We start from the raw sequence: 23,464 nt of genomic DNA on the forward strand, positions 1-23,464 counted from the left end.
GCGGCCCACCCTGTGCGGACGCCCGGTACCGGTGGACCGGGCGCTGGTGATGGCGATCATCAACCGCACACCCGACTCGTTCTACGACCGCGGAGAGCATTTCGCCGTCGAGGCGGCGCTGGCACGGGTGCACGCCGCGGTCGCAGAGGGCGCCGACATCGTGGACGTGGGCGGCGTGAAGGCGGGCCCCGGCCAGACGGTGGACACCGGTGAGGAGATCGCCCGGACGGTACCGTTCATCGCGGAACTGCGGGAGGCGTATCCGCAGCTGCTGATCAGCGTGGACACCTGGCGCGCCGCGGTCGCCGAAGCCGCCGTCGATGCCGGAGCCGACCTGATCAACGACACCTGGGCCGGTGCGGACCCGGACCTGCCGCTGGTGGCCGCCGCGACCGGTGCGGGGCTGGTCTGCTCGCACACCGGCGGAGCGGTACCGCGCACCCGCCCGTTCCGGGTGCGCTACCCGGACCTGGTCACCCAGGTGCGGGAGAGCCTGACCGCCGCTGCGGAAGCCGCCTACGCCGCGGGAGTGCGCGAGGACGGAATCCTGATCGACCCGACCCACGACTTCGGGAAGAACACCCACCACGGGCTGGCGCTCCTGCGGCACCTGGACGAACTGGTCGGGACCGGCTGGCCGGTGCTGATGGCACTGTCCAACAAGGACTTCATCGGTGAGACCCTGGACGCGGGTCTGCAGGAGCGGGTCGCGGGGACGCTCGCCGCGACGGCTCTGGCCGCGCACACCGGCGCCCGGGTGTTCCGGGTGCACCAGGTGGCCGACACCCGCCGGGTGGTGGAGATGGTGGCCTCGATCGACGGGGGCCGCCCGCCGGCGCGGTCGGTGCGAGGGCTGGCGTGAGTACCGCGCACAGGTTCTTCGAGGAACCCGGCTGGACCGTCGATGAGCTGGTGGCGGCCAAGAACGGCCGCACGGTGTCGGTGGTGCTACCGGCACTGAACGAGCAGGACACCGTCGGCGCCGTGGTCGAGACGATCGCGCCGTTGCTGGGGACACTCGTGGACGAGCTGATCGTGCTGGACTCAGGATCCACCGACGCCACCGCCGAGCGGGCCCGCGCAGCGGGCGCGACCGTGATCTCCCGCGAGGAGGCGATCCCGCACCTGCCGCCGGTCCCCGGGAAGGGGGAGGCGCTCTGGCGTGGGGTGGCGGCATCGTCGGGCGACCTGATCGCCTTCGTCGATTCCGACCTGATCGATCCGGACCCGCGCTACGTACCGCGGTTGCTCGGTCCGATGCTGCTGCACCCCGGTGTGCACCTGGTGAAGGCCTACTACCGGCGTCCGCTGCGGGTGTTCCGGGCGGGGGAGGATCCGACCGGCGGCGGGCGGGTGACCGAGCTGGTGGCGCGACCGCTGCTGGCGGCACTGCGGCCGTCGCTGCGCGCGGTACTGCAGCCGCTGGGCGGGGAGTACGCGGGTACCCGGGAGTTCCTGGCGTCGGTGCCCTTCGCGCCGGGTTACGGTGTGGAGATCGGCCTGTTGCTGGACGCCGAGTCCCGGTACGGGATGGGCGGTATCGCTCAGGTGAACCTGTCCGTGCGCAAGCACCGCAACCGCGATCTGCGGGACCTGGGGGTGATGAGCCGGCAGATCATGGCAACCGCGCTGCGGCGCTGCGGCGTCGCCGATTCCGGTGCCGGTATCACCCAGTACCTGGTGGAGCCGGGGCCCGAGGACCGGTTCACCGAGGTCACGACGGATCTGTACGTCGCGGACCGGCCGCCGGTGGATTCCCTCCGGCGGTGACGGCGGGTATTCGGCGGAGGCGCCCGGGCGCGCGCCCCCGCCGGACGCGGCTTTCGGGCATGATGGGTTCATGGTGATCGTGCTGTACGTCCTGGGTCTGCTGGCCGTCGCCGCGGTCCTGTACGGCGTGGCCGCACTGGTCTTCGGCCGGGGCGAGGACACCCCACCGCTGGAGACCGGCGCCACCCCCACCGTGCTCCCCGCCGAGGACGTCACCGGAGCGGATGTGCGCGGCTTGCGATTCCAGCAGGTGGTACGCGGGTACAAGCCCGCGGAGGTCGACTGGGCGCTGGAACGGCTCGCCCGCGAAATCGATGTGCTGCGCACACGTCTGGCCACCGAGCAGGAGCCCGCCCCGGCCCGCGCCGACGGCTCGACCGCGACGGACTAGCCGGACGGGCCGTTCGTTGCCGGTAGTCCGCGGTGATCGTTGCAGCGCACAAGCTAGAATGAACAGCGGACTCGGTTCGGGCACGCCCGGTTCGAGTGACGTATCTGAAGGGAGCAGCGGATGGCGGCGATGAAGCCACGTACGGGGGACGGCCCCTTGGAAGCGACCAAGGAGGGGCGCGGCATCGTGATGCGGGTACCCCTGGAGGGTGGTGGGCGTCTCGTGGTCGAGCTCACGCCGGACGAGGCCGCCGCACTCGGGGAGGAACTGCGCGGCGTCACCGCCTGACGCTCGTCGCTTCGTCCGTCGAGGTCCCGTGTGGCGCGGCGCCGCACGGGACCTCCGCTGTTCGGGGGTGATCCATGGCCGGCATCCCGCCCGGTTTGACCGCGGTGCTCCCCGCGCTCGCCTGTCCGCACTGCGGTAGTGGATTCGACGCCGACACCGATACCGACACCGCCGCCCTGCTCTGCGCGCGCGGCCACGGCTTCGACGTCGCCCGGCAGGGCTACGTCTCCCTGCTCTCCGGTGACGGCCGTGGCCTGATCGCCGACGACGCCCCGATGATCGCCGCCCGCGAACGGTTCTTCGCGACCGGCCACTTCGAACGCTTCCACGCCGCCGTCGCCGCGGCCACCGCCGACCTCACCGCACCCGGACCGATCCTGGACTGCGGAGCCGGTGAGGGCACCTACCTCGCGCGCGCCGTCGACGCCCGAGGCGGCACCGGGGTGGGGCTCGATCTGTCGAAACCCGCCGCCCGGCGCACCGCCCGTCGAGGACCGTCCATCGGCTCGGTGGTCGCGAACGGCTGGGGCCGGCTCCCCGTCGCGGACGGGGCGGTGGCTGCCGTGCTGTCGGTGTTCGCGCCCCGCAATGCCGCCGAGTTCGCGCGGATCCTGCCGCCCGGCGGGCTGCTGGTGGTGCTCACTCCCGGGCCGCGGCACCTGCGCGAGTTGGTGCAGCCGCTGGGCATGATCTCGGTGGAGGAGGGCAAGGTGGCCCGGCTCGACGGTGCGCTGCGCAACTTCCAGCTGCTCGCCCGCGATCAGCACGAATGGCTGATGGACCTGAGCGCGGACGCGGTCTCCGACCTCGTCGCGATGGGGCCGAGCGCCCACCACGGCTCCGCCGAGCAGCGGGCGGCGCAGATCGAGCGGCTCACCGGCGACGGCACCGTCGCGGTGACGGCCTCGGGCACTGTCAGCGTGTACCGCGTGCGGTGATCGCCTCCCGGTACACCTGCACCGTCTGCGCGGCCACGCTCTCCCAGCTGAATTCGGAGATCGCCCGCTCCCGCCCGGCCCGGCCGTAGTCGGCGGCCAGGTCCGGGTTCGCGCACAACGCGTTCACCGCCGCGGCCAGGGCCGCCTCGAATCCGGCGGCGTCGGACCGGTCGTAGTGCACCAGCGTTCCGGTGCCCTCGACCACCACCTCAGGGATACCGCCGACGTTTGAGGCGACCACCGCGGTGCCGCAGGCCATCGCCTCCAGATTGACGATCCCCAACGGCTCGTACACCGACGGGCAGACGAACACCGTGGCCGCGCTGAGGATCTCGCGGACCATCGCGGTGGGCAGCATCTCCTGTATCCAGTGCACGCCCTCGCGCGCCTGCGCGAGTGCGGCCACGGCGTCCGCGGTCTCGGCGGCGATCTCCGGGGTGTCCGGGGCGCCGGCGCAGAGCACGAGCTGCACACCGGGGGAGAACCGGTGCGCCGCCGCCACCAGGTGCCGCACCCCCTTCTGCCGCGTGATCCGGCCGACGAAGGCGACGATCGGCCGATCCGGGTCGACGCCGAGGCGAGCCAGCGGCGAATCCTCACCGAAGGTGGCCGACGGATACCACACCTCGGTGTCTATCCCGTTGCGTACCACGTGGACCCGGTTCGGATCGAGACGCGGGTAGGCGTCGAGAACGTCGTCGGCCATGCCCCGGCTCACGGCGATCACCGCGTCGGCGTACTCGACCGCATTGCGTTCGGCCCAACTGGAGAGCCGGTAGCCGCCGCCGAGTTGTTCGGCCTTCCACGGACGGCGGGGTTCGAGCGAGTGCGCGGTCAGCACGTGCGGGACCCCGTGCAACTGCCCCGCCAGGTGCCCGGCGAGACCGGTGTACCAGGTGTGGCTGTGCACCACGTCGGCCCCGCCGGTCAGGGCCGCCATGCGCAGGTCGGTGGAGAACATCTGCAGGGCCGTGTTCGCGCCCGCCAATCCGGGGTCCGGCGCCGAGACGGTGACGCCAGCGGCGTCCGGGCGGGGAGCGCCCATGCAGTGCACGTCCACCTCGCACAGGGTGCGCAGCCGCGGCACGAGTTCGCCGACGTGCACACCGGCGCCACCGTAGATCTCCGGTGGGTACTCCCGTGTCATCATCGCGACCCGCATGGCACAACGCTAGAACGTCGGCCGGTGCTGCGCAGGCAGAACGCTGCACGGGTGCCCGCACCGGGGTTAGCGTGGAGCCGTGAGCAACCAGCCCCGTGTTCTGGGAATCGTCCTCGCCGGCGGTGAGGGCAAGCGCCTGTACCCGCTGACCGTCGATCGGGCGAAACCGGCGGTGCCCTTCGCCGGCTCGTACCGGCTCATCGACTTCGTGCTCTCGAACCTGGTGAACGCTGGTTTTCAACGCCTGTGCGTGCTCACCCAGTACAAGTCGCACTCCCTGGACCGGCACATCAGCCAGACCTGGCGCATGTTCGGCTTCCGCGGTGAGTACATCACCCCGGTGCCCGCACAGCAGCGGGTGGGCAAGCGCTGGTTCACCGGCAGCGCCGATGCGATCTACCAGTCCATGAACCTGATCGAGGACGACGATCCCGACTACATCGTGGTCTTCGGTGCCGATCACGTGTACCGGATGGACCCCGCGCAGATGGTGCAGGCGCACATCGAATCCGGGGCGGGGGTGACGGTGGCGGGCATCCGGGTACCGCGCGAGGAGGCGAAGGCCTTCGGCTGCATCGACGCCGACGACGCCGGGCGGATCACCCGGTTCCTGGAGAAGCCCGCCGATCCGCCGGGCACCCCGGACGACCCGGACGTGACCTTCGCGTCGATGGGCAACTACGTGTTCAGTCGCAAGGCGCTGGTCGAGGCGATCATCGCCGACGCGGAGAACCCCGACTCCGATCACGACATGGGCGGTGACATCATTCCGGCGTTCGTCGGCGCGGGCGACGCGGCGGTCTACGACTTCAGCGACAACCGGGTGCCGGGACAGACCGAACGTGATGCCGGGTACTGGCGTGACGTGGGCACCATCGACGCCTTCTACGACGCCCACATGGACCTGGTCTCGGTGTACCCGATCTTCAACCTCTACAACCGGCAGTGGCCGATCCGCTGCGAGAACGAGAACCTCCCGCCGGCGAAGTTCGCCCGCGGCGGCCTGGCACAGGAGTCCATGGTGGGGGCGGGCAGCATCATCTCCGGAGCGACCGTGCGCAACTCGGTGATCGGCGCCAATGTGACCATCGGCGACGGTGCCACGGTCGAGGGTTCGGTGCTCATGCCCGGGGTGAGGATCGAGGCCGGCGCCGTGGTGCGGCGGGCCATCCTGGACAAGAACGTGGTGGTCGGGCGCGGGGAGATCCTCGGGGTGAACCTCGAACGCGAGCGGGAGCGGTTCGACGTCTCCTCCGGTGGGGTGGTCACCGTCGGCAAGGGCGTCCGGATCGGCTGAGGCCGACTTCTGCTTCCGGTGGACCGGCTCCGCCGCGTCAGCCGCGGGCCAGGGCCGCGCGCACCTGGTGCGCGACGGTGGTGCGCTCCGCGGACTCGGGGAGCGCGTCGACCGGCCACCAACGCAGATCGTTCGACTCGTCGCTGATCGCCAGTTCCGGTGTCCCGGCGCCCACCGCGAAGGCCCGGAACCGCAGGTCCAGATGCCGGGTGGGCACGCCCAGTGAACAGGTGATCGGGTGGGTGTGCAGGGTCAGCAGATCGGCGTCGAGCACCAGGCCGGCCAGGCCGGACTCCTCGTGACCCTCCCGCATCGCGGCGGCGGCCACCGTCGGATCGGAGTCCTCGCAGTGCCCGCCGAGCTGTAGCCATTCACCCACCCGCGGATGGTGGGTGAGCACCACGTGGCTGCGCGTCTCGTTCAGGATCACCACCGATGCGGTGATGTGCCCGGGGACGTTGGCGCGGGCGCAGGCGTCGGGCTGGGCGTCCAGGAAGGCCAGCACGGTGTGGCGCAATGCGTCGTCGGCGTCGGTGCGGGCGTCGAACCTCACCAACAGGTCCACAGCGGAAGCGTGCAGGGAGGCGAAGGTCACGGGCCGGACTACCTTTCCAGGAGCATCTCACCCGGCGCGAGGGGCGGCCGGGGAACGGACAGTGCGGTCGGGTCCGCCGGGAATCCGACGGCGATCGCTCCCGCGGGGCGGAACTCGTCCGGCAGGTCCAGGACGTCGCGGACGGTGCCGGCCGCGAAGATCGTCGAGCCCACCCAGCAACTGCCGATGCCCCGCACCGCCAGCGCCACCAGCAGCGACTGCACCGCTGCACCGACCGCCACGGTGAACATGGTCTCCTCGGCTGCGGTGCGCCGGGCGTCCGGGTAGGGATGGGCACCGTCGGGAACCATGAACGGCAGGATCAGTTCCGGAGCGTCGTAGAGCAACTGCCCGCGCCGGACCCGCCCGGCCACCGATTCGGGACTGCGCCCGTCCCCGGCGAGGTCCTGCGCCCAGCGGTCCTTCATCGCGTCCAGCAGGTCGTGCCGGCGCTGCGGATCACGCACCCACACGAACCGCACCGGATGGGTGTGGTGCGGAGCGGGCGCGGTCAGCGCTTCGGCGACCGATTCCTCCACCGCCTCGGCGGGCACCGGCTCGGCGGAGAACTCCCGCACCGAGCGCCGCAGCAGCAGCGCCTGCCGGCGCGCGAGCTCCACGCCGGTGTGGAACAGATCGTCCTCGCCCGGACGGACCAGGGCCCGCGCGGTACCCAGCGCGGAATCGGGCGCCGGTCGCCGGACGCCGAAGCCGCGCACCACCGCCACCGGGACGCCACCCAGTTTGCCCTTGACCAGGTCGGCCGCTGCCGCCAGCTCATCGGCGACGGCGATCTCCGTGACCACCAGGTCGTTGCCGTAGGCGTCCACCGCGCCGCCGTAACCGTGCAGCACCTCGATACCGGCGGCGCCGATCGCGGCATCGGTCTGGCCGGTGCGCCAGGCCCGGCCCATGGTGTCGGTGACCAGCACCGCGACATCGGTGCCGAGTCGCTCCCGGAGGCCCGCCCGGACCGACTCGGCACTGCCGTCCGGATCCTCCGGGAGCAGGGCGACGGTATCGGCGGCCACGTTCGAGGCGTCCACCCCGGACGCCGCCTGCACGATGCCCAGTGGGTTCTCGGTGATCCAGGTACGGCCCTTGGTGGCCAGTACCCGCACCGACTCCTGCGCGATCAAGCGGCGACGGAAGGCGTCGCGCTGCTCGGGGTCCGCGGGAGCGGGCAGGACCCGGCCCTGAGCCTTGGAGAAGATCTTCGAGGTGATCACCACGACGTCACCGTCGGCCAGCCAGGGCGCCGCCGCGGCGATCAGGGCGGCGACGTCATCGCCGGCGCGCACCTCGGGAACCCCGAGAACGGGCAGGATCTGCAGCGACGCCGCGCCGTGGTCACGGTCGGGACGGGCCCCGGTCGCGGGCTCGCTCACAGGCCCACCAGCTCCAGTCCGGCGTCGATCATCGTGGCGGTCGCCGACGGGGAACTCATCACCAGCGGCACCGAGGCCACCGCCAGGCCGTCGATCGCCACGCCCTCGTCCTCGGAGGCCACCAGCCAGCCGTCCAGGATGCCGTTGCCGCTGCGGGCGCCGAAGTGCTCACCGATCGCCTGCGCGCTGGTCTCGATGCCGAGCACGTCCAGGCAGCGGTCCGCCATACCGCGCAACGGAGCTCCGCCGATCACCGGCGAGACACCCACCACCTTCGCGGTGGTGTTCCGCAGCGCCGCGCGCACCCCGCCCACGGACAGGATCGCGCCGATCGAGACCACCGGGTTCGACGGTGCCAGGAAGACCACGTCGGCGTCCTCGATCGCGGCGATCGCAGCCCGCGAGGCCTGCGCCCGGCCGGAGCCGCCGTCGCCTCCCCCGACCTGCGCGAAACCGAAGGTCTCGATCTCGGCGCGGTGACGCACCCACCACTCCTGGAAGTGGATCGCCCGCCGGCCGCCGTCGGCGGAATCGGGATCCGCCACCACCACGTGCGTCTCGTGCCGGGTGTCGGTCACCGGCAGCAGCCGCACACCGGGGCGCCACCGGTTGCACAGGGCGGCGGTGACCTCGGTCAGCGGGTACCCGGAGGAGAGCATCTGGGTGCGGATCAGGTGGGTGGCCAGATCACGGTCGCCGAGCCCGAACCAGTCCGGGCTCGCGCCGTACTTCGCCAGTTCCTCCTTGGCGTTCCAGGTCTCCCCGCGGTGCCCCCAGCCGCGTTCGAGGTCGATACCCCCGCCCAGGGTGTACATGCAGGTGTCGAGGTCCGGGCAGATCCGCACACCGTGCATCCAGGCGTCGTCGCCGACGTTGACCACCGCCGTCACGGCGTTCGGACCCGACGGCGAACCGTCCGCGTCCGGGAACGGGGTGATTCCGAAACGTTCCCGAGCGCCCTCCAGGAATCGGGCCCCGCCGACCCCGCCCACCAGCACCGTCACCTTCACCGGGACGAGACTACCGGCGCGGTGGGTGTGACGGGGATTACATCTCAACCACGTGTCGAGGTCTGATTTTCGGACAGTGGGGTGGTATTAGGAGATTTGCCCATTCGGCTTGACGTAGCGCTCGTTCACGTGTGTAATCACAACCGTGTCATTCAGTGCAGCGCGATTGAGCGCGGCGGGGCGCATCTCCAATCAGAAGACCATCTTGATGACCATCGAACACCACGAAAGCAACGAGGGAGGCGGGCCGATGACGATCGACGCTCATCGTGAACCGTTCGGAAGCTTCTCCGGTGGACCCCGTCGTACGCACCTGAGCCTGGTGCCCACGGGTTTCGAGGAACTCTACGAGGCCACCGAGGATCAGTGGCAGGACCGGGCCCTGTGCTCGCAGACCGACCCCGAGGCGTTCTTCCCCGAGAAGGGCGGCTCGACTCGCGAGGCGAAGCGCATCTGCCTGGGCTGCGAGGTGCGCAACGAGTGCCTCGAGTACGCCCTGGCCAAGGATGAGCGGTTCGGCATCTGGGGCGGGCTCTCCGAGCGCGAGCGCCGCAAGCTCAAGCGCGGCATCGTCTGAGCCACCGCGAGAAACGGTGTCAGGCCGTTGAATCCGGGCCGGCCAGCAGGATCTCCTCGGTCACTCCGAGGTACTCGCTGATCTGGTGCACCAGGATCGCGAGGATCTCCTCGAGTAGATCGGCCTGAGACTTCGCCCGCCGCTGCAAAGGCCGCCGGAACAGGATCAACCGGGCCCGAGTGCGATCGCCGCGGCGATCGATCCCCGCCGGAACCAGGCGTGCCAGTGGGATCGGACCGTCGGCCTCCACCTCCTCGGGCCACGACACCGAATCCGGATCGCGGGGGAGGATCCCCGGAACGTCGTCGACGGCGATGTCCAGATCCGTCAGCCGGTCGTGCCAGAGCGAATCGATCTCGGCGAACGCGTCCAGCACCACCTCGTCGAAATCCTGCGTCCGCGTGCGATGCGCGGGCAGGCCCCGCGGCACCAGCGGACCACGCAGACCCCGTTCGCGGCGGTCCCTGGCCACCCGCCGCCGCAATCGCATACCGCGATCGAGCGGTCCCGTCCTGCCTCTCATGATCGCCCCATGCTAGACCCGTCACCCCGCCGTCGTCCGGCGGTGCAGCGCCGGCCGGTGTGTCGGCGGCGAAGCCTCCCGTGCCACGGGTTACCCTTCTTCACGTGAATCCCGTCCGTCAGTGCTGCCGTCCCGGTTGCCGCAACCACGCCGTGGCGACGCTGACGTACGACTACCACCAGTCGATCGCGGTACTCGGGCCGCTGGGCACCACCAGTGAGCCGCACTCGTGGGACCTGTGCGAATTCCACGCCGGCCGCATGACCGCGCCCCGCGGCTGGGAGATGCTGCGCAACCTCCCCGCGTACAGCGCCGCCGCGGTCGGCAACACCGCCCTCGAGGACGACCTGACCGCGCTCGCCGACACCGTCCGCGAGCGCAGCGCGCACGCCGTCGACCGCGCGCGCCGCGAGCCCGTCGGTGACACCCCGGTGCGCTCCCTGCCCCCGGTCGGGGCCATGCGGCCGATCCTGGACGGTCAGGCGGGCCCCGCGCTGCCGCCGTCACCCGCAACCGGTCCCAAGCACGCCGCACGGCCGGGCCGCCGCGGGCACCTGAGGGTGCTCCCCGACCCCGTCGACTAGGCTGGGGCGTCCGCAGCGCAACCCCTGCGGTATTCGAGTGTGCGCATACCAGGAGGTCATCGGCGTGGTTCGAGCGCTGGAATCGGTACAGGCCGTGATCAAGGCGTACGACGTGCGCGGTCTCGTGGGCGAGCAGATCGACGAGGACTTCGTCCGTGACGTCGGCGCCGCCTTCGGTCACCTGATCGCCGCGGAGGGCTCCACCGCCGCCGTGGTCGGGCACGACATGCGGGACTCGTCACCGTCGCTGTCGGCGGCCTTCGCCGAAGGGCTGACCGCGCAGGGCGTGAACGTGACCCTGATCGGGCTGGCGTCCACCGACGAGTTGTACTTCGCGTCCGGCCTGCTGGACTGCCCCGGCGCGATGTTCACCGCCTCGCACAACCCCGCGGCCTACAACGGCATCAAACTCTGCCGCGCGGGCGCCAAGCCGGTCGGACAGGAGAGCGGCCTGCAGCAGATCACCGAGCAGGTCGCGGGCGGCGTCCCGGAGCACCACGGCCCGGCCGGACGGATCGACGAACGCGATGTGCTCGACGAGTACAGCCAGTACCTGCGCGGCCTGGTGGACCTGTCCGGATCGCGGCCGCTGCGCGTGGCCGTCGACGCCGGCAACGGCATGGGCGGGTTCACCGTCCCCTCGGTCCTCGGCCCGGTCGACGTGCTCGACGTACGCGCGCTGTACTTCGAGCTCGACGGCACCTTCCCGAACCACGAGGCCAACCCGCTGGACCCGAAGAACCTCGTCGACCTGCAGCGTTTCGTCGTCGAACAGGGCGCCGACATCGGACTGGCCTTCGACGGCGACGCCGACCGGTGCTTCGTCGTCGACGAGAAGGGTGCTCCGGTGTCGCCGTCGGCGGTCACCGCACTGGTCGCCGAGCGGGAGCTGGCCAAGAACCCCGGCGCGACCGTGATCCACAACCTCATCACCAGTCGGACCGTGCCGGAGATCATCGCCGAGAACGGTGGCACCGCGGTCCGGACCCGGGTGGGGCACTCGTTCATCAAGGCCACCATGGCCGAGACCGGGGCGGTGTTCGGCGGCGAGCACTCCGCGCACTACTACTTCCGTGAGTTCTGGGGCGCCGATTCCGGCATGCTCGCCGCGATGCACGTGCTGGCCGCCCTGGGGGAGCAGTCCGCGCCGCTGTCCGAGCTCATGGCCGCCTACGACCGGTACGCGGCCTCCGGCGAGATCAACTCGACGGTGGCCGACCAGGCCGAGCGCACCGCCGCGGTACTCGCCGGGTTCGAAGGCGAAATCCGGAGCACCGATGAACTGGACGGCGTGACGGTACAGTTGGATTCGGGCGCCTGGTTCAACCTTCGCGCTTCCAACACGGAGCCGCTGCTCCGGTTGAACGTCGAGGCCGCGACGCAGGAAGAGGTGCGGGCACTCTCCGAGCGGATCCTGGCGATCGTACGTGCCTGAACGCGCGATTCGCGCAGGACAGCAGGACAGGAGGGAACCGTGGCAGAGGTCGCCGATCTCGACGATCCCGAGGGCCTGATCACCGCCGACGTGGGCGGACACCTGCGCGCCGCCGCACTCGCCGGAGCCCAGGTCCGGGCCGTGGCCACCGCGGTGGACGAGGGCGCGCTGGACCGGCTCGACGGCCTGACCCCGCGCGCCGTCGTCGTGATGTGCGGTGCCGGACCCGCTGCGGCCGCCGCCGGATTCGTCGAAGCCCTCACCGCCGGCCGGCTCGCCGTGCCGCTGGTCCGCTCGACCGAACTGCCGCCCTGGGTGGGCGCGCTCGACGTGGTCCTGGTCTGTGGTTTCGACGCCGGCGACCTCGCCCTCGCCCGGGCGATCGCGGTGGCCGCGCAGCGCGGAGCGACGGTGGTGGTGGCGGTGCCGATGGAGGGCCCCGTCGCCGAGGCCGCGGCCGGACGCACCGTCGACCTCTCACCCCGGCTGCGCGTGCCGGAACGGTTCGGCTTCGTCGGCGTGACCGCCGCGGTCCTGGCCGTACTGGGCCGCCTGGCCGGCACCGACCGATCCGCAGCGCCCGGTGAGGGCTTCCTGTTCACCCTCGCCCAGGCGCTCGACGACGAGGCCGAACGCGGGGCACCGGACCGGGACGTCGATTCGAACCCGGCGAAACGGCTCGCCGCCCGGATGAGCGGCCGCCGGATCGCGCTCACCGCCGACACCGCCGCCGGCCTGGCCATCGCCGAACACGCGGCCGCTCAGGCGCTGACGGTGGGCGGGCAGGTGGTGGCCGCGGTCGGCCTGGCCGACGTGGAACTGGCCACCCCCGAGCTGGCACCGGCACCGTCGGGCGGTGCACTGGAGACCGACGGTGCCTCGCCCGCGGTCGACCCGCTGTTCCACGATCCGTTCCTCGACGGCCCCGCGGCCCAGGCCCCGCTCCGGGTGCTGGCGCTGACCACGCAGGCGCGCGCCCCGATGGTAGGCGCCCGATTGCGGGCACTGCCGGATGTGGAACCACTGCCGGTGGACGAGGGAGCGGCACCGGTGGAGGCCGGCCCGCGTGCCGACGCACTCGCCCTGCTCGCGCTGGCGGTACGGTTCGATCTCGCGTCGGTCTACCGGCGATTGACGGGGGACGAGTGATGCAGCGGATCGAAGGAGTCATCCGTCCGTACGCGTGGGGCTCACGCACCGTACTGGCGACGATGCGGGGACGTCCCGTGCCGTCGAACCATCCCGAGGCCGAGCTGTGGTTCGGAGCGCATCCGGCCGACCCGGCCCGCTTGAGCCGGCCGGACCTCCCCGGCCAGGACCTGCTCACGGCGATCGGGGCCGACCTCGACGGCCAACTCGGCCCGGTGTGCCGTGCGGAGTTCGGTGACCGGCTGCCGTACCTGGTGAAGGTGCTCGCCGCGGACGAGCCGCTCTCGCTGCAGGCGCACCCCTCGCGGGAGCAGGCGCAGGAGGGGTTCGAGCGGGAGAACGCCGCCGGCATTCCGCTGGACGCCCCCGAACGCAACTACCGCGATGCCGCGCACAAGCCGGAGGTGGTGATCGCGCTGAGCCGGTTCGAGGCCCTCGCGGGCTTCCGGGACCCGGAGGTCACCGTCGAACTGCTGCGGGTGCTGGCGGTGCCGGAGCTCGACAGCTACCTCGGTCTGCTCGCCGGCCAACCCGATTCGCAGGGCCTGCGTGCGTTGGTGACCACCTGGATCACGCTGCCGCAGGCCGCGCTCGCCGAACTGGTGCCGGCGGTGCTGGTGGGCTGCGTCAAGTACCTGGAGACCGGTGACGGCCGGTTCCGCGGTGAAGCGGAGCTCGCGCTCACGCTGGGGGAGCGGTACCCCGACGACGCCGGGGTGCTGGCGGCGCTGCTGCTCAACCGGGTGGTGCTCGAACCGGGGCAGGCGCTGTACCTCTCGGCGGGCAACCTGCACGCCTACATCAGCGGCGCGGCGGTCGAGGTGATGGCGAACTCGGACAACGTGCTGCGCGGCGGGCTCACCCCCAAGCACGTCGACGTCCCGGAGTTGCTGCGGGTGCTCGATTTCGCGCCGCGGGCACCGTCGGAGCTGGCGCCGCGGACGTCCACCATCGGTCCGGAGGTGGTCTTCTCGACACCCGCACCGGAGTTCCGGGTCTCCCGGATCCGGCTGGACGGGACCGCGCTGCGGCGCGCGGCATCGGTGGAGCTGGACGCACGCGGCCCGCAACTGCTGGTGGTGACCGAGGGCACCGTGACGGTGCGGGTCCCGGGCAGTGCGGGCCGTTCGATCGACGTGCCGGCAGGCAGCGGCCTGTGGATGGCGGCGTCGGATCCGGGGGCGGTGGTCAGCGCCCACTCACCGGCGGCGGAGTTCTTCCGGACGCTGGTGGGCGGGCACTGAGCCGATCGGTCAGACGCCGCCGAGGTTCTCGTAGAACGTCTCGGGGATGTCGAAGGTCTGCATGTTCTCCACGGCGACGGCCTCCGGCTGGGCCTTGCTGAGCACGGCGAGCGGCTTGCCGTCCCGGGTGAGCAGCACGTCGTCGCCGCCCTCGACGATGCTGAGCAACTGAGCGACGGTCTGATCGGTGGTGTACGCGAGAGTCTTGGTCATAGCCCGACGCTAGGGGTTACTTGCCGGTACGCCAACAGTTTTCGCGTACCGATCGGTAACAAAAAGTGGCGGCGGCCGCACGGTCGACTCGGAAACCCGGCCGCCGGTACGCGTGCGGCCGGCACGGATCTCGCGCGGGATCGTGTCGGCTGGTGTTTGATTGAGCGTCACACCACGAAGCACCCGAGGAGCACCGGATGGCGAATCCACTGCTGCGCACGAAATCGGTGGAGCAATCCATCGCCGACACCGAGGTCGTCGGAACCCGGCTCAAGAAGCAACTCACCGCATGGGACCTGACGATCTTCGGCGTCGCCGTGGTGGTCGGAGCGGGCATCTTCACCATCGGCGCGAAGACCGCGGGCGACCTCTCCGGTCCGGCGGTCTCCGTCTCCTTCGTCATCGCCGCGATCGCCTGCGGTCTGGCGGCACTGTGCTACGCGGAGTTCGCGTCGACGGTGCCGGTCGCGGGCTCGGCGTACACCTTCTCCTACGCCACCTTCGGTGAGTTCGCCGCCTGGATCATCGGCTGGGACCTGGTGCTGGAGTTCTCCATCGCCGCCGCCGCGGTCGCCAGCGGATGGTCGAGCTACGTGGGTACCGTGCTCGGAACCTCCGCCCCGGTCGTCGAGATCGGCGGGGTCAAGGTCGACTGGGGGGCGATGCTCATCGTCGGCGTGCTCACGGTGCTGCTCACCTTCGGTGCCAAGGTCTCATCCCGGGTGTCCGCAGTGATCACCGCGATCAAGGTGGCGGTGGTGCTGCTGGTGATCGTGGTCGGCGCGTTCTACATCAAGGCCGCCAACTACACCCCGTTCATCCCGCCCTCGGAGAGCGGCGAGGGGGAGACCGGCTGGAAGCAGAGCCTGTTCCAGTTCCTCACCGACGGCGGCGGGCTCTCCTACGGCTGGTACGGCGTGCTGGCCGGCGCATCGTTGGTGTTCTTCTCGTTCATCGGCTTCGACATCGTCGCGACCTCCGCCGAGGAGACCCGCGACCCGCAGCGCGATGTGCCGCGCGGCATCCTGGGTTCGCTGGCGATCGTCACGGTTCTCTACATCGCGGTGACCGTGGTGGTCACCGGTATGGCGAGCTATAAGGACCTGGCCACCTCCGCCGGAAACGGCAAGCCCAAGAACCTGGCCTCGGCGTTCGCCATGAACGGCGTCGACTGGGCCGCGACCATCATCTCCATCGGTGCTCTCGCCGGCCTGACCACCGTGGTGATGGTGCTGCTCATGGGGCAGAACCGGGTGTTCTTCGCGATGGCCCGGGACGGGCTGCTCCCGCGGCAGCTGGCCAAGACGTCCGACCGGGGAGTCCCGGTGCGGATCTCCGTCGGCGTCGGCGTGGTGGTGGCACTGTTCGCCGGCCTGGTGCCCCTGGACGAGCTGGCGGAGCTGATCAACATCGGCACCCTGTTCGCGTTCGTGCTGGTCTCGGTGGGTGTGGTGGTGCTGCGCAAGCAGCGGCCCGATCTGCAGCGCGGGTTCCGTACCCCGATGGTCCCGCTGGTGCCGATCCTCTCGGTGATCGCCTGCGGGTGGCTGATGGTGAATCTGCCACTGGAGACCTGGGGCCGGTTCCTGGTGTGGATGGGGCTCGGCGTGCTCGTCTACTTCGTCTACTCCAAGAACCACTCGGTGGCCGGTAAACGCGAGCGGGGCGAGACGATCAGCACGGTGTGAACGCAGCGGAAGTGGCGGTTTTCTGCGGCATGAGGCCGAATCCGGCTTCGAACCGGAGAAAACCGCCACTTTCACAGCCGATCGCCCGGGGAGGTCCCGGTCTGCGCCGCTACCGGTACAGATAGCCTGGAGTGCGTGACTGATGCGCTGACCGCCGATACGGCGAACGGAATCGATTTCAAGGTCGCGGACCTCTCGCTCGCCGAGGCCGGCCGCAAGCAGCTGCGCCTGGCCGAGCACGAGATGCCCGGACTGATGGCGCTGCGCCGTGAGTACGCCGATGTGCAGCCGCTCAAGGGCGCACGGATCTCGGGCTCGCTGCACATGACGGTGCAGACCGCCGTGCTGATCGAGACACTGGTCGACCTCGGTGCTGAGGTCCGGTGGGCGTCGTGCAACATCTTCTCCACCCAGGACGAGGCGGCGGCCGCGGTGGTCGTGGGACCGCACGGCACCGTCGAGGCGCCGCAGGGTGTGCCGGTCTTCGCGTGGAAGGGCGAAACGCTCGAGGAGTACTGGTGGGCCGCCGAGCAGATGCTCACCTGGCCCGCGGAGAACGCCGAGCCGCGCCACGCGAACATGATCCTCGACGACGGCGGCGACGCCACCATGCTGGTGCTGCGCGGCGCCCAGTTCGAGGCCGCCGGTGTGGTCCCGCCCACCGACGAGGACGCCGACAGCGCCGAGTACCAGGTCTTCCTGGCGCTGCTGCGCCGGTCGCTGGCCGCCGACCCCACCAAGTGGACCACGATCGCCGAGTCGGTCAAGGGTGTCACCGAGGAGACCACCACCGGTGTGCTGCGGCTGTACCAGTTCGCCGCCGCGGGGGAGCTGAGCTTCCCGGCGATCAACGTCAACGACTCGGTCACCAAGAGCAAGTTCGACAACAAGTACGGCACCCGCCACTCCCTGATCGACGGCATCAACCGCGGCACCGACGTGCTGATCGGCGGCAAGAAGGTGCTGATCTGCGGTTACGGCGATGTGGGCAAGGGATGCGCGGAGTCGCTCGCCGGGCAGGGCGCACGCGTGCAGGTCACCGAGATCGACCCGATCAACGCGCTGCAGGCCCTGATGGACGGCTTCGACGTGGTCACCGTGGAGGACGCGATCGGCGACGCCGACATCGTGATCACCTCCACCGGCAACAAGGACATCATCACCCTCGACCACATGCGGGCGATGAAGGACAACTCGATCCTGGGCAACATCGGCCACTTCGACAACGAGATCGACATGGCCGGCCTGGAGCGTTCCGGCGCGGTGCGCACCGTCATCAAGCCGCAGGTGGACCTGTGGAGCTTCGGTGAGACGGGCCGTTCGATCATCGTGCTCTCCGAAGGGCGCCTGCTGAACCTGGGCAATGCGACCGGCCACCCGTCGTTCGTGATGAGCAACAGCTTCAGCAACCAGGTGATCGCGCAGATCGAACTGTGGACCAAGCCGGACGAGTACGACAACGAGGTCTACCGCCTGCCCAAGCACCTCGACGAGAAGGTCGCCAGGATCCACGTCGAAGCGCTCGGCGGCACCATGACCAAGCTGACCAAGGAGCAGGCGGAGTACATCGGCGTCGACGTCGAGGGCCCGTACAAGCCCGAGCACTACCGCTACTGATCGGTGTGCGCCGGCTGGTCAGCGCACCGACGACGAGCTGACGCACACCTTCCAGGCCCCGGACTCCTTGCGCAACGCGGCGGTGTCGGTCACGGTCTGCGGGATGATCGCCCCGGACCCGACCGGCACCGTCGTCTGTTCCGCGACGGCGGTCCCGGCGGCCGCATCGACCCGCACCGACCCCACGGTGACCTCCCACCGGCCTCCTGGACCGATCATCGAATCGACCTCGGCGGCGAATGTGGCGGAGGTGAACTGGCGTTGCAGCGCACGGACATCCGCCTCGCACCGGTTCGCGATCACACCGTCGAGATCGCGGGCGTTCAGGGCCCGGGTCTCGGCGGCGATCGCGTCGCGGACCTGCTGCTCGTCGTCGGGCCCGAGTGAGGCCAGGATGATCGCGGTGGCGGTCACGATGATCGCGATGATGGCCGCGGTGGCGCCCGCCACGATCCACAGCGTGCGGTCCTTACGCGCGGGACCTCCCGCCCCGGGGGCCAGGTGAGCAGGCCCGGGGAAGTGCGGCGGCGGTAACGGATTCGGCCGCACGGAACCGGCGGGGATGCCGGGCGGCGCACCGGTCACCGCCGACCCGGTGAGGTACGGCGTACCGGCCGCCGAGACCGGGCCACCCGCATACGGTCTCAGCGGACGCGGCGGGGTGATCCCGAGCCTGCGGTAGGTCTCCGCCGGCAGCACCGGGTACAGGTTCTCCCGGGGGTCAGTCGGACGCATCGGCGGTTTCCCGGTCCGGGGCGGGGTGCTGCATCTGCTGCAGCAGGGCCGTCAGCGCGTCGAGCTTGTCGTGCACCTCGTCGAGTTCGCGGCGCATGTAATCGCGGCTCGCCGCGTCGCCCACCGCGATCCGGACCGCGGCCAGTTCGCGCGCCAGGAACTCGGTGTCGGCCTTGGTCTGCGCGGCACGGGCACGGTCCTCGTCGAGCGAGATCCGGTCCCGGCTCTCCTGGCGGTTCTGCGCCAGCAGGATCAGCGGTGCGGCGTAGGCGGCCTGGGTCGAGAAGGCCAGGTTGAGCAGGATGAACGGGTACGGATCGAACTCCAGGCTCACCCACACCACGTTGACGATGATCCATACCACCACGATGATCGTCTGGATCGCCAGGTAGCGACCGGTGCCCAGGAACCGCGCCACCCGTTCGGCGCCCTGGCCGATCATGTCGTCGCCGAGGTTCAAGCCGAAACTGCGGCCCAGGCGCGGAGTATCCAGACGGTCCTTCATCGAACCTCCTCCACGGTGTCGGCGAGGTCCTCGTCGCGCCAGTCCTCGGGCAGGAGATGGTCGAGCAGGTCGTCCACCGAGACCGCGCCGAGCAGGTGGTTCTCGGCGTCGATGACCGGTCCGCTGACCAGGTTGTACGCGGCGAAGTACCGGGTGACGGCGCCGAGCGGATCGTCCGGGCCGAGCTTGGGCAGTTCGGTGTCGACGATGCCGCCCACCAGATCGGCCGGCGGCTCCCGCAGCAACTGCTGCAGATGCACCGCGCCGAGGTAGCGGCCGGTCGGCGTGGCGGTCGGCGGGCGGACCACGAAGACCATGCTGGCCAGGGCCGGGGTGATGTCCGGATTGCGGGCGCGGGCGAGGGCCTCGGCCACCGTGGTCGACGGGGTGACCACGATCGGCTCGGGCGTCATCATGCCGCCCGCGGTGTACGGGGAGAAGGTGAGCAGCCGCCGGACCGTGCCCGAGTCCTCCGGGTCCATCACCGCGAGCAGTTCCTCCCGCTGCCGTACCGGTAGGTCACCGAGCAGGTCGGCCGCGTCGTCGGGGTCCATCGCCTCGAGCACGTCCGCGGCCCGGGCCTTGGACAGGTGCGCGATCACCTCCGCCTGATCGTCGGAGCCGAGCTCCTGGAGCACGTCGGCGAGCCGTTCGTCGTCGAAGGCCGCGGCCACCGCCAGTCGGCGCGGCGCGGGCAGCTCACGCAGCGCCTGCGCGACGTCGGTGGCGCGCATGTCGTCGAACATGGTCAGTGCCTCGGCGACGTCGTTGTCGGCGCCGGTGAGCGCGGTGGTGGTCAGGCCGGTGATGTGCGGGAGATCCACCACCTGCACCCCGCCGCGGCGGCTCCATCCGGCACTGCGGATCCGCACCGCCAATCGGTGCACCACCCAGTCGCGGGTGCGGGTCTGCTCGATACCCACGTCGGCGATGGTGGCGCCGGCGCCGCTGTACGGCTGACCCGGCTCGTCGATCTGCACCCGGGTGCCCACCACTTGAGCGAGCACCAGTGCCTCACCGGGGCGCAGGTGCAGCCGCCGCAGGCTCACCGATCCGGTGTTGAGCGTCACCGCGGCCGCTTCGATGCTGGTCACGCGCAGCATCGGTACGAAGATCCGGCGGCGGTTGGCCAGCTCGATGGCCAAACCCAGTACCCGCGGAGCCTTCCGGTCGGCCCGCAGGCCGATGACCGCGTCGCGCACCCGGCCGATCGATTCACCGTCCGGACCCACGACGGGGAGACCGGACAGTCGCGCGACGAATACTCTGGAGACGGCCGACATGATGTTCAGAGTAGTTTTCGTTTTCGTTCGCCGTACGTAGGGAGGGGCAGAATGTCGAATCCGATGCAGGGGCCCGGGTCGCAGAACCGACCGGGAGGAGTCGGACGGGGCCTCCCCACGCCGCCGAAGGGATGGCCGATCGGCTCGTACAGCACGTACGCCGAGGCGCAGCGCGCCGTCGACCACCTCTCCGACCAGGAGTTCCCGGTCCAGAACGTGACCATCGTGGGAGTGGACCTGATGCAGGTCGAGCGGATCACCGGACGGCTCACCTGGGGCCGGGTGCTCAGTGCCGGCGCGGCTTCCGGTGCCTGGCTGGGCCTGTTCCTGGGTCTGCTGGTGGGCCTGTTCGTCAGCGGCGGAAGTGCGCTGCTGTCCACCGTGATCGCCGGTGTGATCGGCGGTGTGGTCTTCGGCCTGATCTCCGCGGCGGTGCCGTACTGGGCCTCCCGCGGCACCCGCGATTTCTCCTCGACCATGCAGCTGGTGGCCGGCCGCTACGACGTGCTCTGCGATCCGCAGGTCGCCGAGCGCGCCCGCGACATGCTCGCCCGCTTGAACATCCAGTAGCGGTTCCGAGAGACCGGTCTGGCACGATAATGCCGAATGTGGTTCACCTCACCGGTCGAGTCGGCTAACTTTGCGCGGAAGCCTCTCGGTCGAGGGCGGCGAAGGAGGCGGCGTGAGGATGCGACGGAGAACGCGGATCGGCACGGCTGGAAGCGTGCGCCGCGGCGCCGCACTGGGTCTGACGGCCACCATGGCGGCGACGGTGCTCGCCGGTTGCGGCACCGACTCCGGCGGCACCACGCTCAACGTGCACACCCCGGCCGACGGTGCCACCGTGGTCAAGGAGGTCGCGCAGCAGTGCTCGACCGACCGGTACAAGGTGGTCGGGCACGCCCTGCCCAAGCAGGCCGACGACCAGCGCCTGCAGATCGCGCGCCGCGCCAACGGCAACGACCGCACCATGGACATCGTCGGACTGGATGTGAACTGGACCGCGGAGTTCGCCGAGGCCGGGTGGATCCTGCCGCTACCGGCCGCGTTGTCCGACGGTGCCAAGAAGACGGTGCTGGCCGGTCCGCTCAAGACCGCGATGTGGAAGGACGTCCAGTACGCGGCACCGGCGTGGACCAACACCCAGTTGCTCTGGTACCGCAAGGACGCGCTGTCGAAGGTGCTCGGCCGGCCGATCGGTAACACCCCGCCGAGGCTCACCTGGGACCAGGTGGTGCAGTACGCGGTGAAGTCCGGTGAACTCGGCGGACCCACCCAGATCGAAGCGCAGGCCGCGCAGTACGAGGGTCTGGTGGTGTGGTTCAACACTCTGCTCGAGAGCGCCGGCGGTGCGATGGTCGCCGAGGACGGCAAGACCGTCACGCTCACCGACACCCCCGAGCACCGGGCGGCCACGGTCAAGGCGCTGTCGGTGATCAAGTCCGTCGCCACCGCACCGGGACGGGACCCGTCGTTCACCCAGCTCGATGAGGGCGCCTCCCGCCTGGGGATGGAGAAGGGCGATGCGATCTTCCAGGTCAATTGGCCCTTCGTGTTCGCCAGTGCGCAGAAGAACGGCGCCGCCGGCGACGTGCCGTACCTGACCGATCTCACCAAGTTCAAGGATCTGCTCAATCCGCCGAAGGACGCCGAGAACCCACCGGAGCCGACGGTCGGGCAGCTCAACGAGATCAACATGCTCACCCGGCAGAAGTTCGACTTCGCGCCGTATCCGTCGATCGTGCCCGGTAAGCCCGCCAAGACCACCGTCGGCGGAGTGAACTTCGCGGTCGCCAAGACCACTCGGTACGAGAAGCAGGCCTTCGAGGTACTGGCGTGCCTGACCAGTGAGTCCGCGGAACGCAAGTACGCGACCAAGGGTGGAACGCCACCGGTGCTGCCCAAGCTCTACGACGATCCCGAGTTCCGCAAGGCCTACCCGATGGCGTCGCTGATCCGGGATCAGTTGCAGGAGAACACCGCTGCGGTGCGTCCGATCACTCCGCAGTACCAGGCGATGTCGACACTGCTCGCGGCCACGCTCTCACCCGCCGGTTCGTGGGATCCGGAGAAGCTGGCCGACGATCTCACCGCGGCCGCGCAGAAGGCCATGGATGGAAAGGGGCTGGTGCCATGACGTCCACGGCCACGGTCGCCGTACCGGAGCCGCACACCGGAGGGGAGAGCGCGGGCCGGCGCGCCGAGCGCAAGCTGGGCCTGCTGCTGATCGCTCCGGCGGCGCTGGTGATGTTCGCCGTCACCGCGTACCCGATCCTGTACGCCTTCTGGCTGAGCCTGCACAAGTCGTCGCTGGCCGCCCCCGGTCAGGAGCAGTTCATCGGCCTGTCGAACTACGTGACCGTGCTCAAGGACGGTTACTGGTGGCAGTCGCTCGGCATGACCTCACTGATCACCGTGATCTCGGTGGCGATCGAATTCGTGCTGGGCCTGGCCATCGCGCTGGTCATGCACCGCACCCTGGTGGGGCGCGGCGTGGTGCGCACCCTGGTGCTGATCCCGTACGGCATCGTCACCGTGGTGGCCGCGTTCTCCTGGTACTACGCCTGGACTCCGAAGACCGGTTACCTGGTGGGGCTGCTGCCCGAGGGCAGTGCGCCGCTCACCGAGCAGTGGCCGTCGGTGGCGATCATCATCCTGGCCGAGGTGTGGAAGACGACGCCGTTCATGGCGCTGCTGCTGCTCTCCGGCCTGGCCCTGGTACCGGACGATCTGCTCAAGGCCGCCGCGCTCGACGGCGCCGGACCGTGGACCCGGCTGACCCGCATCATCATTCCGCTGATGAAGCCGGCGATCCTGGTGGCGCTGCTCTTCCGCACCCTGGACGCGTTCCGGATCTTCGACAACATCTACATCCTGACCAAGGGCAGCAACGGGACCGGGTCGGTGTCGATCCTCGGTTACGACAACCTGTTCAAGGCGTTCAACCTGGGGGTCGGTTCGGCGATCTCGGTGCTGATCTTCCTGTGCGTCGCGGTCATCGCGTTCATCTTCGTCAAAGCCTTCGGCACCTCCGTGCCCGGCTCCGACTCGACTGATCGACGGTAGGGGGAC

The 23,464-nt window shown here is 70.2% G+C and carries 25 protein-coding genes; 16 read left to right on the forward strand and 9 right to left on the reverse strand.

What is annotated here, in order from left to right; translation table 11 throughout:
• Positions 1-49 precede the first annotated feature (49 nt).
• The 5 genes from folP to ACYVHG_RS11420 all read left to right on the forward strand — a co-directional run bounded on the left by folP (position 50) and on the right by ACYVHG_RS11420 (position 3,387).
• Positions 50-862, forward strand: a complete 813-nt coding sequence (folP, locus tag ACYVHG_RS11400) for a dihydropteroate synthase (protein ID WP_461167654.1) — start codon at positions 50-52, stop codon at positions 860-862.
• Positions 859-1,770: a glucosyl-3-phosphoglycerate synthase gene (locus ACYVHG_RS11405; protein WP_461167550.1), complete on the forward strand. Its 912-nt coding sequence runs from the start codon at positions 859-861 to the stop codon at positions 1,768-1,770. Before folP ends, ACYVHG_RS11405 begins: the two co-directional genes overlap by 4 nt.
• A 70-nt stretch (positions 1,771-1,840) precedes the next feature.
• Positions 1,841-2,161 (forward strand): DivIVA domain-containing protein, encoded by a 321-nt coding sequence (locus tag ACYVHG_RS11410; RefSeq protein WP_461167551.1) that lies wholly within the window; start codon positions 1,841-1,843, stop codon positions 2,159-2,161.
• A 120-nt stretch (positions 2,162-2,281) separates the two neighbouring features.
• Positions 2,282-2,449 carry a DUF3117 domain-containing protein gene (locus tag ACYVHG_RS11415; protein WP_084611546.1) on the forward strand — a complete coding sequence of 56 codons (168 nt, stop codon included), beginning with the start codon at positions 2,282-2,284 and terminating at the stop codon, positions 2,447-2,449.
• A gap of 74 nt (positions 2,450-2,523) precedes the next feature.
• Complete coding sequence (locus ACYVHG_RS11420) at positions 2,524-3,387, forward strand: putative RNA methyltransferase (RefSeq protein ID WP_461167552.1); 864 nt, start codon at positions 2,524-2,526, stop codon at positions 3,385-3,387.
• Here the strand turns inward: ACYVHG_RS11420 and glgA are convergent.
• Positions 3,365-4,549: a glycogen synthase gene (gene glgA / locus ACYVHG_RS11425; protein ID WP_461167553.1), complete on the reverse strand. Its 1,185-nt coding sequence runs from the start codon at positions 4,547-4,549 to the stop codon at positions 3,365-3,367. The two genes, ACYVHG_RS11420 and glgA, sit on opposite strands and share 23 nt — an antisense overlap.
• 79 nt (positions 4,550-4,628) lie before the next feature.
• Between glgA and glgC the strand changes: the two genes are divergently transcribed.
• On the forward strand, positions 4,629-5,846 hold the full coding sequence (gene glgC, locus ACYVHG_RS11430) for a glucose-1-phosphate adenylyltransferase (RefSeq protein ID WP_461167554.1): 1,218 nt from the start codon (positions 4,629-4,631) through the stop codon (positions 5,844-5,846).
• 37 nt (positions 5,847-5,883) lie between these two features.
• On the opposite strand, the gene ACYVHG_RS11435 is transcribed toward glgC, so the two are convergent.
• Genes ACYVHG_RS11435 through cofD form a run of 3 tightly spaced genes read right to left on the reverse strand, consistent with a single transcriptional unit; the run spans position 5,884 to position 8,839 of the window.
• Complete coding sequence (locus tag ACYVHG_RS11435; protein WP_461167555.1) at positions 5,884-6,441, reverse strand: NUDIX hydrolase; 558 nt, start codon at positions 6,439-6,441, stop codon at positions 5,884-5,886.
• 8 nt (positions 6,442-6,449) lie between these two features.
• Positions 6,450-7,829, reverse strand: coding sequence for a coenzyme F420-0:L-glutamate ligase (locus ACYVHG_RS11440; RefSeq protein ID WP_461167556.1), 1,380 nt, complete (start codon positions 7,827-7,829; stop codon positions 6,450-6,452).
• The gene (gene cofD, locus ACYVHG_RS11445; protein WP_461167557.1) at positions 7,826-8,839 is read right to left on the reverse strand and encodes a 2-phospho-L-lactate transferase; all 1,014 of its coding nucleotides are present in this window, start codon (positions 8,837-8,839) and stop codon (positions 7,826-7,828) included. The genes ACYVHG_RS11440 and cofD overlap by 4 nt, the downstream gene beginning before the upstream one ends.
• Positions 8,840-9,047: 208 nt before the next feature.
• Between cofD and ACYVHG_RS11450 the strand changes: the two genes are divergently transcribed.
• Positions 9,048-9,416, forward strand: a complete 369-nt coding sequence (locus tag ACYVHG_RS11450; RefSeq protein WP_461167558.1) for a WhiB family transcriptional regulator — start codon at positions 9,048-9,050, stop codon at positions 9,414-9,416.
• Positions 9,417-9,435: 19 nt separating this feature from the next.
• Here ACYVHG_RS11450 and ACYVHG_RS11455 read toward each other — a convergent pair whose 3' ends face one another.
• A complete protein-coding gene (locus tag ACYVHG_RS11455) occupies positions 9,436-9,939 on the reverse strand; it encodes a metallopeptidase family protein (RefSeq protein WP_461167559.1) in 504 nt (167 codons plus the stop codon).
• Positions 9,940-10,043: 104 nt separating this feature from the next.
• On the opposite strand from ACYVHG_RS11455, the gene ACYVHG_RS11460 reads away from it, so the two are divergent.
• The 4 genes from ACYVHG_RS11460 (at position 10,044) to manA (ending at position 14,351) form a co-directional block, all read left to right on the forward strand.
• Positions 10,044-10,523, forward strand: coding sequence for a DUF3499 domain-containing protein (locus ACYVHG_RS11460; RefSeq protein ID WP_461167560.1), 480 nt, complete (start codon positions 10,044-10,046; stop codon positions 10,521-10,523).
• A 64-nt stretch (positions 10,524-10,587) separates the two neighbouring features.
• Positions 10,588-11,958 carry a phosphomannomutase/phosphoglucomutase gene (locus ACYVHG_RS11465; protein WP_461167655.1) on the forward strand — a complete coding sequence of 457 codons (1,371 nt, stop codon included), beginning with the start codon at positions 10,588-10,590 and terminating at the stop codon, positions 11,956-11,958.
• A 39-nt stretch (positions 11,959-11,997) separates the two neighbouring features.
• Entirely contained in the window at positions 11,998-13,107 is a 1,110-nt protein-coding gene (locus ACYVHG_RS11470; protein ID WP_461167561.1) for a tobH protein, read from the forward strand.
• On the forward strand, positions 13,107-14,351 hold the full coding sequence (manA, locus tag ACYVHG_RS11475) for a mannose-6-phosphate isomerase, class I (RefSeq protein WP_461167562.1): 1,245 nt from the start codon (positions 13,107-13,109) through the stop codon (positions 14,349-14,351). Before ACYVHG_RS11470 ends, manA begins: the two co-directional genes overlap by 1 nt.
• Before the next feature lie 9 nt (positions 14,352-14,360).
• Here manA and ACYVHG_RS11480 read toward each other — a convergent pair whose 3' ends face one another.
• Positions 14,361-14,564 (reverse strand): hypothetical protein, encoded by a 204-nt coding sequence (locus ACYVHG_RS11480; RefSeq protein WP_461167563.1) that lies wholly within the window; start codon positions 14,562-14,564, stop codon positions 14,361-14,363.
• A 197-nt stretch (positions 14,565-14,761) separates the two neighbouring features.
• Here ACYVHG_RS11480 and ACYVHG_RS11485 point away from each other — a divergent pair, with 197 nt between their 5' ends.
• Both ACYVHG_RS11485 and ahcY read left to right on the forward strand, forming a co-directional pair.
• The gene (locus tag ACYVHG_RS11485) at positions 14,762-16,252 is read left to right on the forward strand and encodes an amino acid permease (RefSeq protein WP_461167564.1); all 1,491 of its coding nucleotides are present in this window, start codon (positions 14,762-14,764) and stop codon (positions 16,250-16,252) included.
• A gap of 126 nt (positions 16,253-16,378) precedes the next feature.
• Positions 16,379-17,869, forward strand: coding sequence for an adenosylhomocysteinase (gene ahcY / locus ACYVHG_RS11490; protein WP_461167656.1), 1,491 nt, complete (start codon positions 16,379-16,381; stop codon positions 17,867-17,869).
• A gap of 18 nt (positions 17,870-17,887) precedes the next feature.
• On the opposite strand, the gene ACYVHG_RS11495 is transcribed toward ahcY, so the two are convergent.
• The 3 genes from ACYVHG_RS11495 to ACYVHG_RS11505 are packed head-to-tail and all read right to left on the reverse strand — an operon-like array spanning position 17,888 to position 20,392.
• Positions 17,888-18,604 carry an Rv0361 family membrane protein gene (locus ACYVHG_RS11495; RefSeq protein ID WP_461167565.1) on the reverse strand — a complete coding sequence of 239 codons (717 nt, stop codon included), beginning with the start codon at positions 18,602-18,604 and terminating at the stop codon, positions 17,888-17,890.
• Positions 18,591-19,109 (reverse strand): DUF1003 domain-containing protein, encoded by a 519-nt coding sequence (locus tag ACYVHG_RS11500; RefSeq protein WP_461167566.1) that lies wholly within the window; start codon positions 19,107-19,109, stop codon positions 18,591-18,593. The genes ACYVHG_RS11495 and ACYVHG_RS11500 overlap by 14 nt, the downstream gene beginning before the upstream one ends.
• The gene (locus ACYVHG_RS11505) at positions 19,106-20,392 is read right to left on the reverse strand and encodes a magnesium transporter MgtE N-terminal domain-containing protein (protein ID WP_461167567.1); all 1,287 of its coding nucleotides are present in this window, start codon (positions 20,390-20,392) and stop codon (positions 19,106-19,108) included. Before ACYVHG_RS11505 ends, ACYVHG_RS11500 begins: the two co-directional genes overlap by 4 nt.
• A gap of 51 nt (positions 20,393-20,443) precedes the next feature.
• On the opposite strand from ACYVHG_RS11505, the gene ACYVHG_RS11510 reads away from it, so the two are divergent.
• The 3 genes from ACYVHG_RS11510 (at position 20,444) to ACYVHG_RS11520 (ending at position 23,458) form a co-directional block, all read left to right on the forward strand.
• A complete protein-coding gene (locus tag ACYVHG_RS11510) occupies positions 20,444-20,962 on the forward strand; it encodes a YflT domain-containing protein (protein ID WP_461167568.1) in 519 nt (172 codons plus the stop codon).
• Positions 20,963-21,080: 118 nt separating this feature from the next.
• Positions 21,081-22,529 carry an extracellular solute-binding protein gene (locus tag ACYVHG_RS11515; protein ID WP_461167569.1) on the forward strand — a complete coding sequence of 483 codons (1,449 nt, stop codon included), beginning with the start codon at positions 21,081-21,083 and terminating at the stop codon, positions 22,527-22,529.
• Positions 22,526-23,458 carry a carbohydrate ABC transporter permease gene (locus ACYVHG_RS11520; protein ID WP_461167570.1) on the forward strand — a complete coding sequence of 311 codons (933 nt, stop codon included), beginning with the start codon at positions 22,526-22,528 and terminating at the stop codon, positions 23,456-23,458. The genes ACYVHG_RS11515 and ACYVHG_RS11520 overlap by 4 nt, the downstream gene beginning before the upstream one ends.
• Positions 23,459-23,464: the final 6 nt, after the last annotated feature.

Source organism: Tsukamurella serpentis (assembly GCF_054780975.1).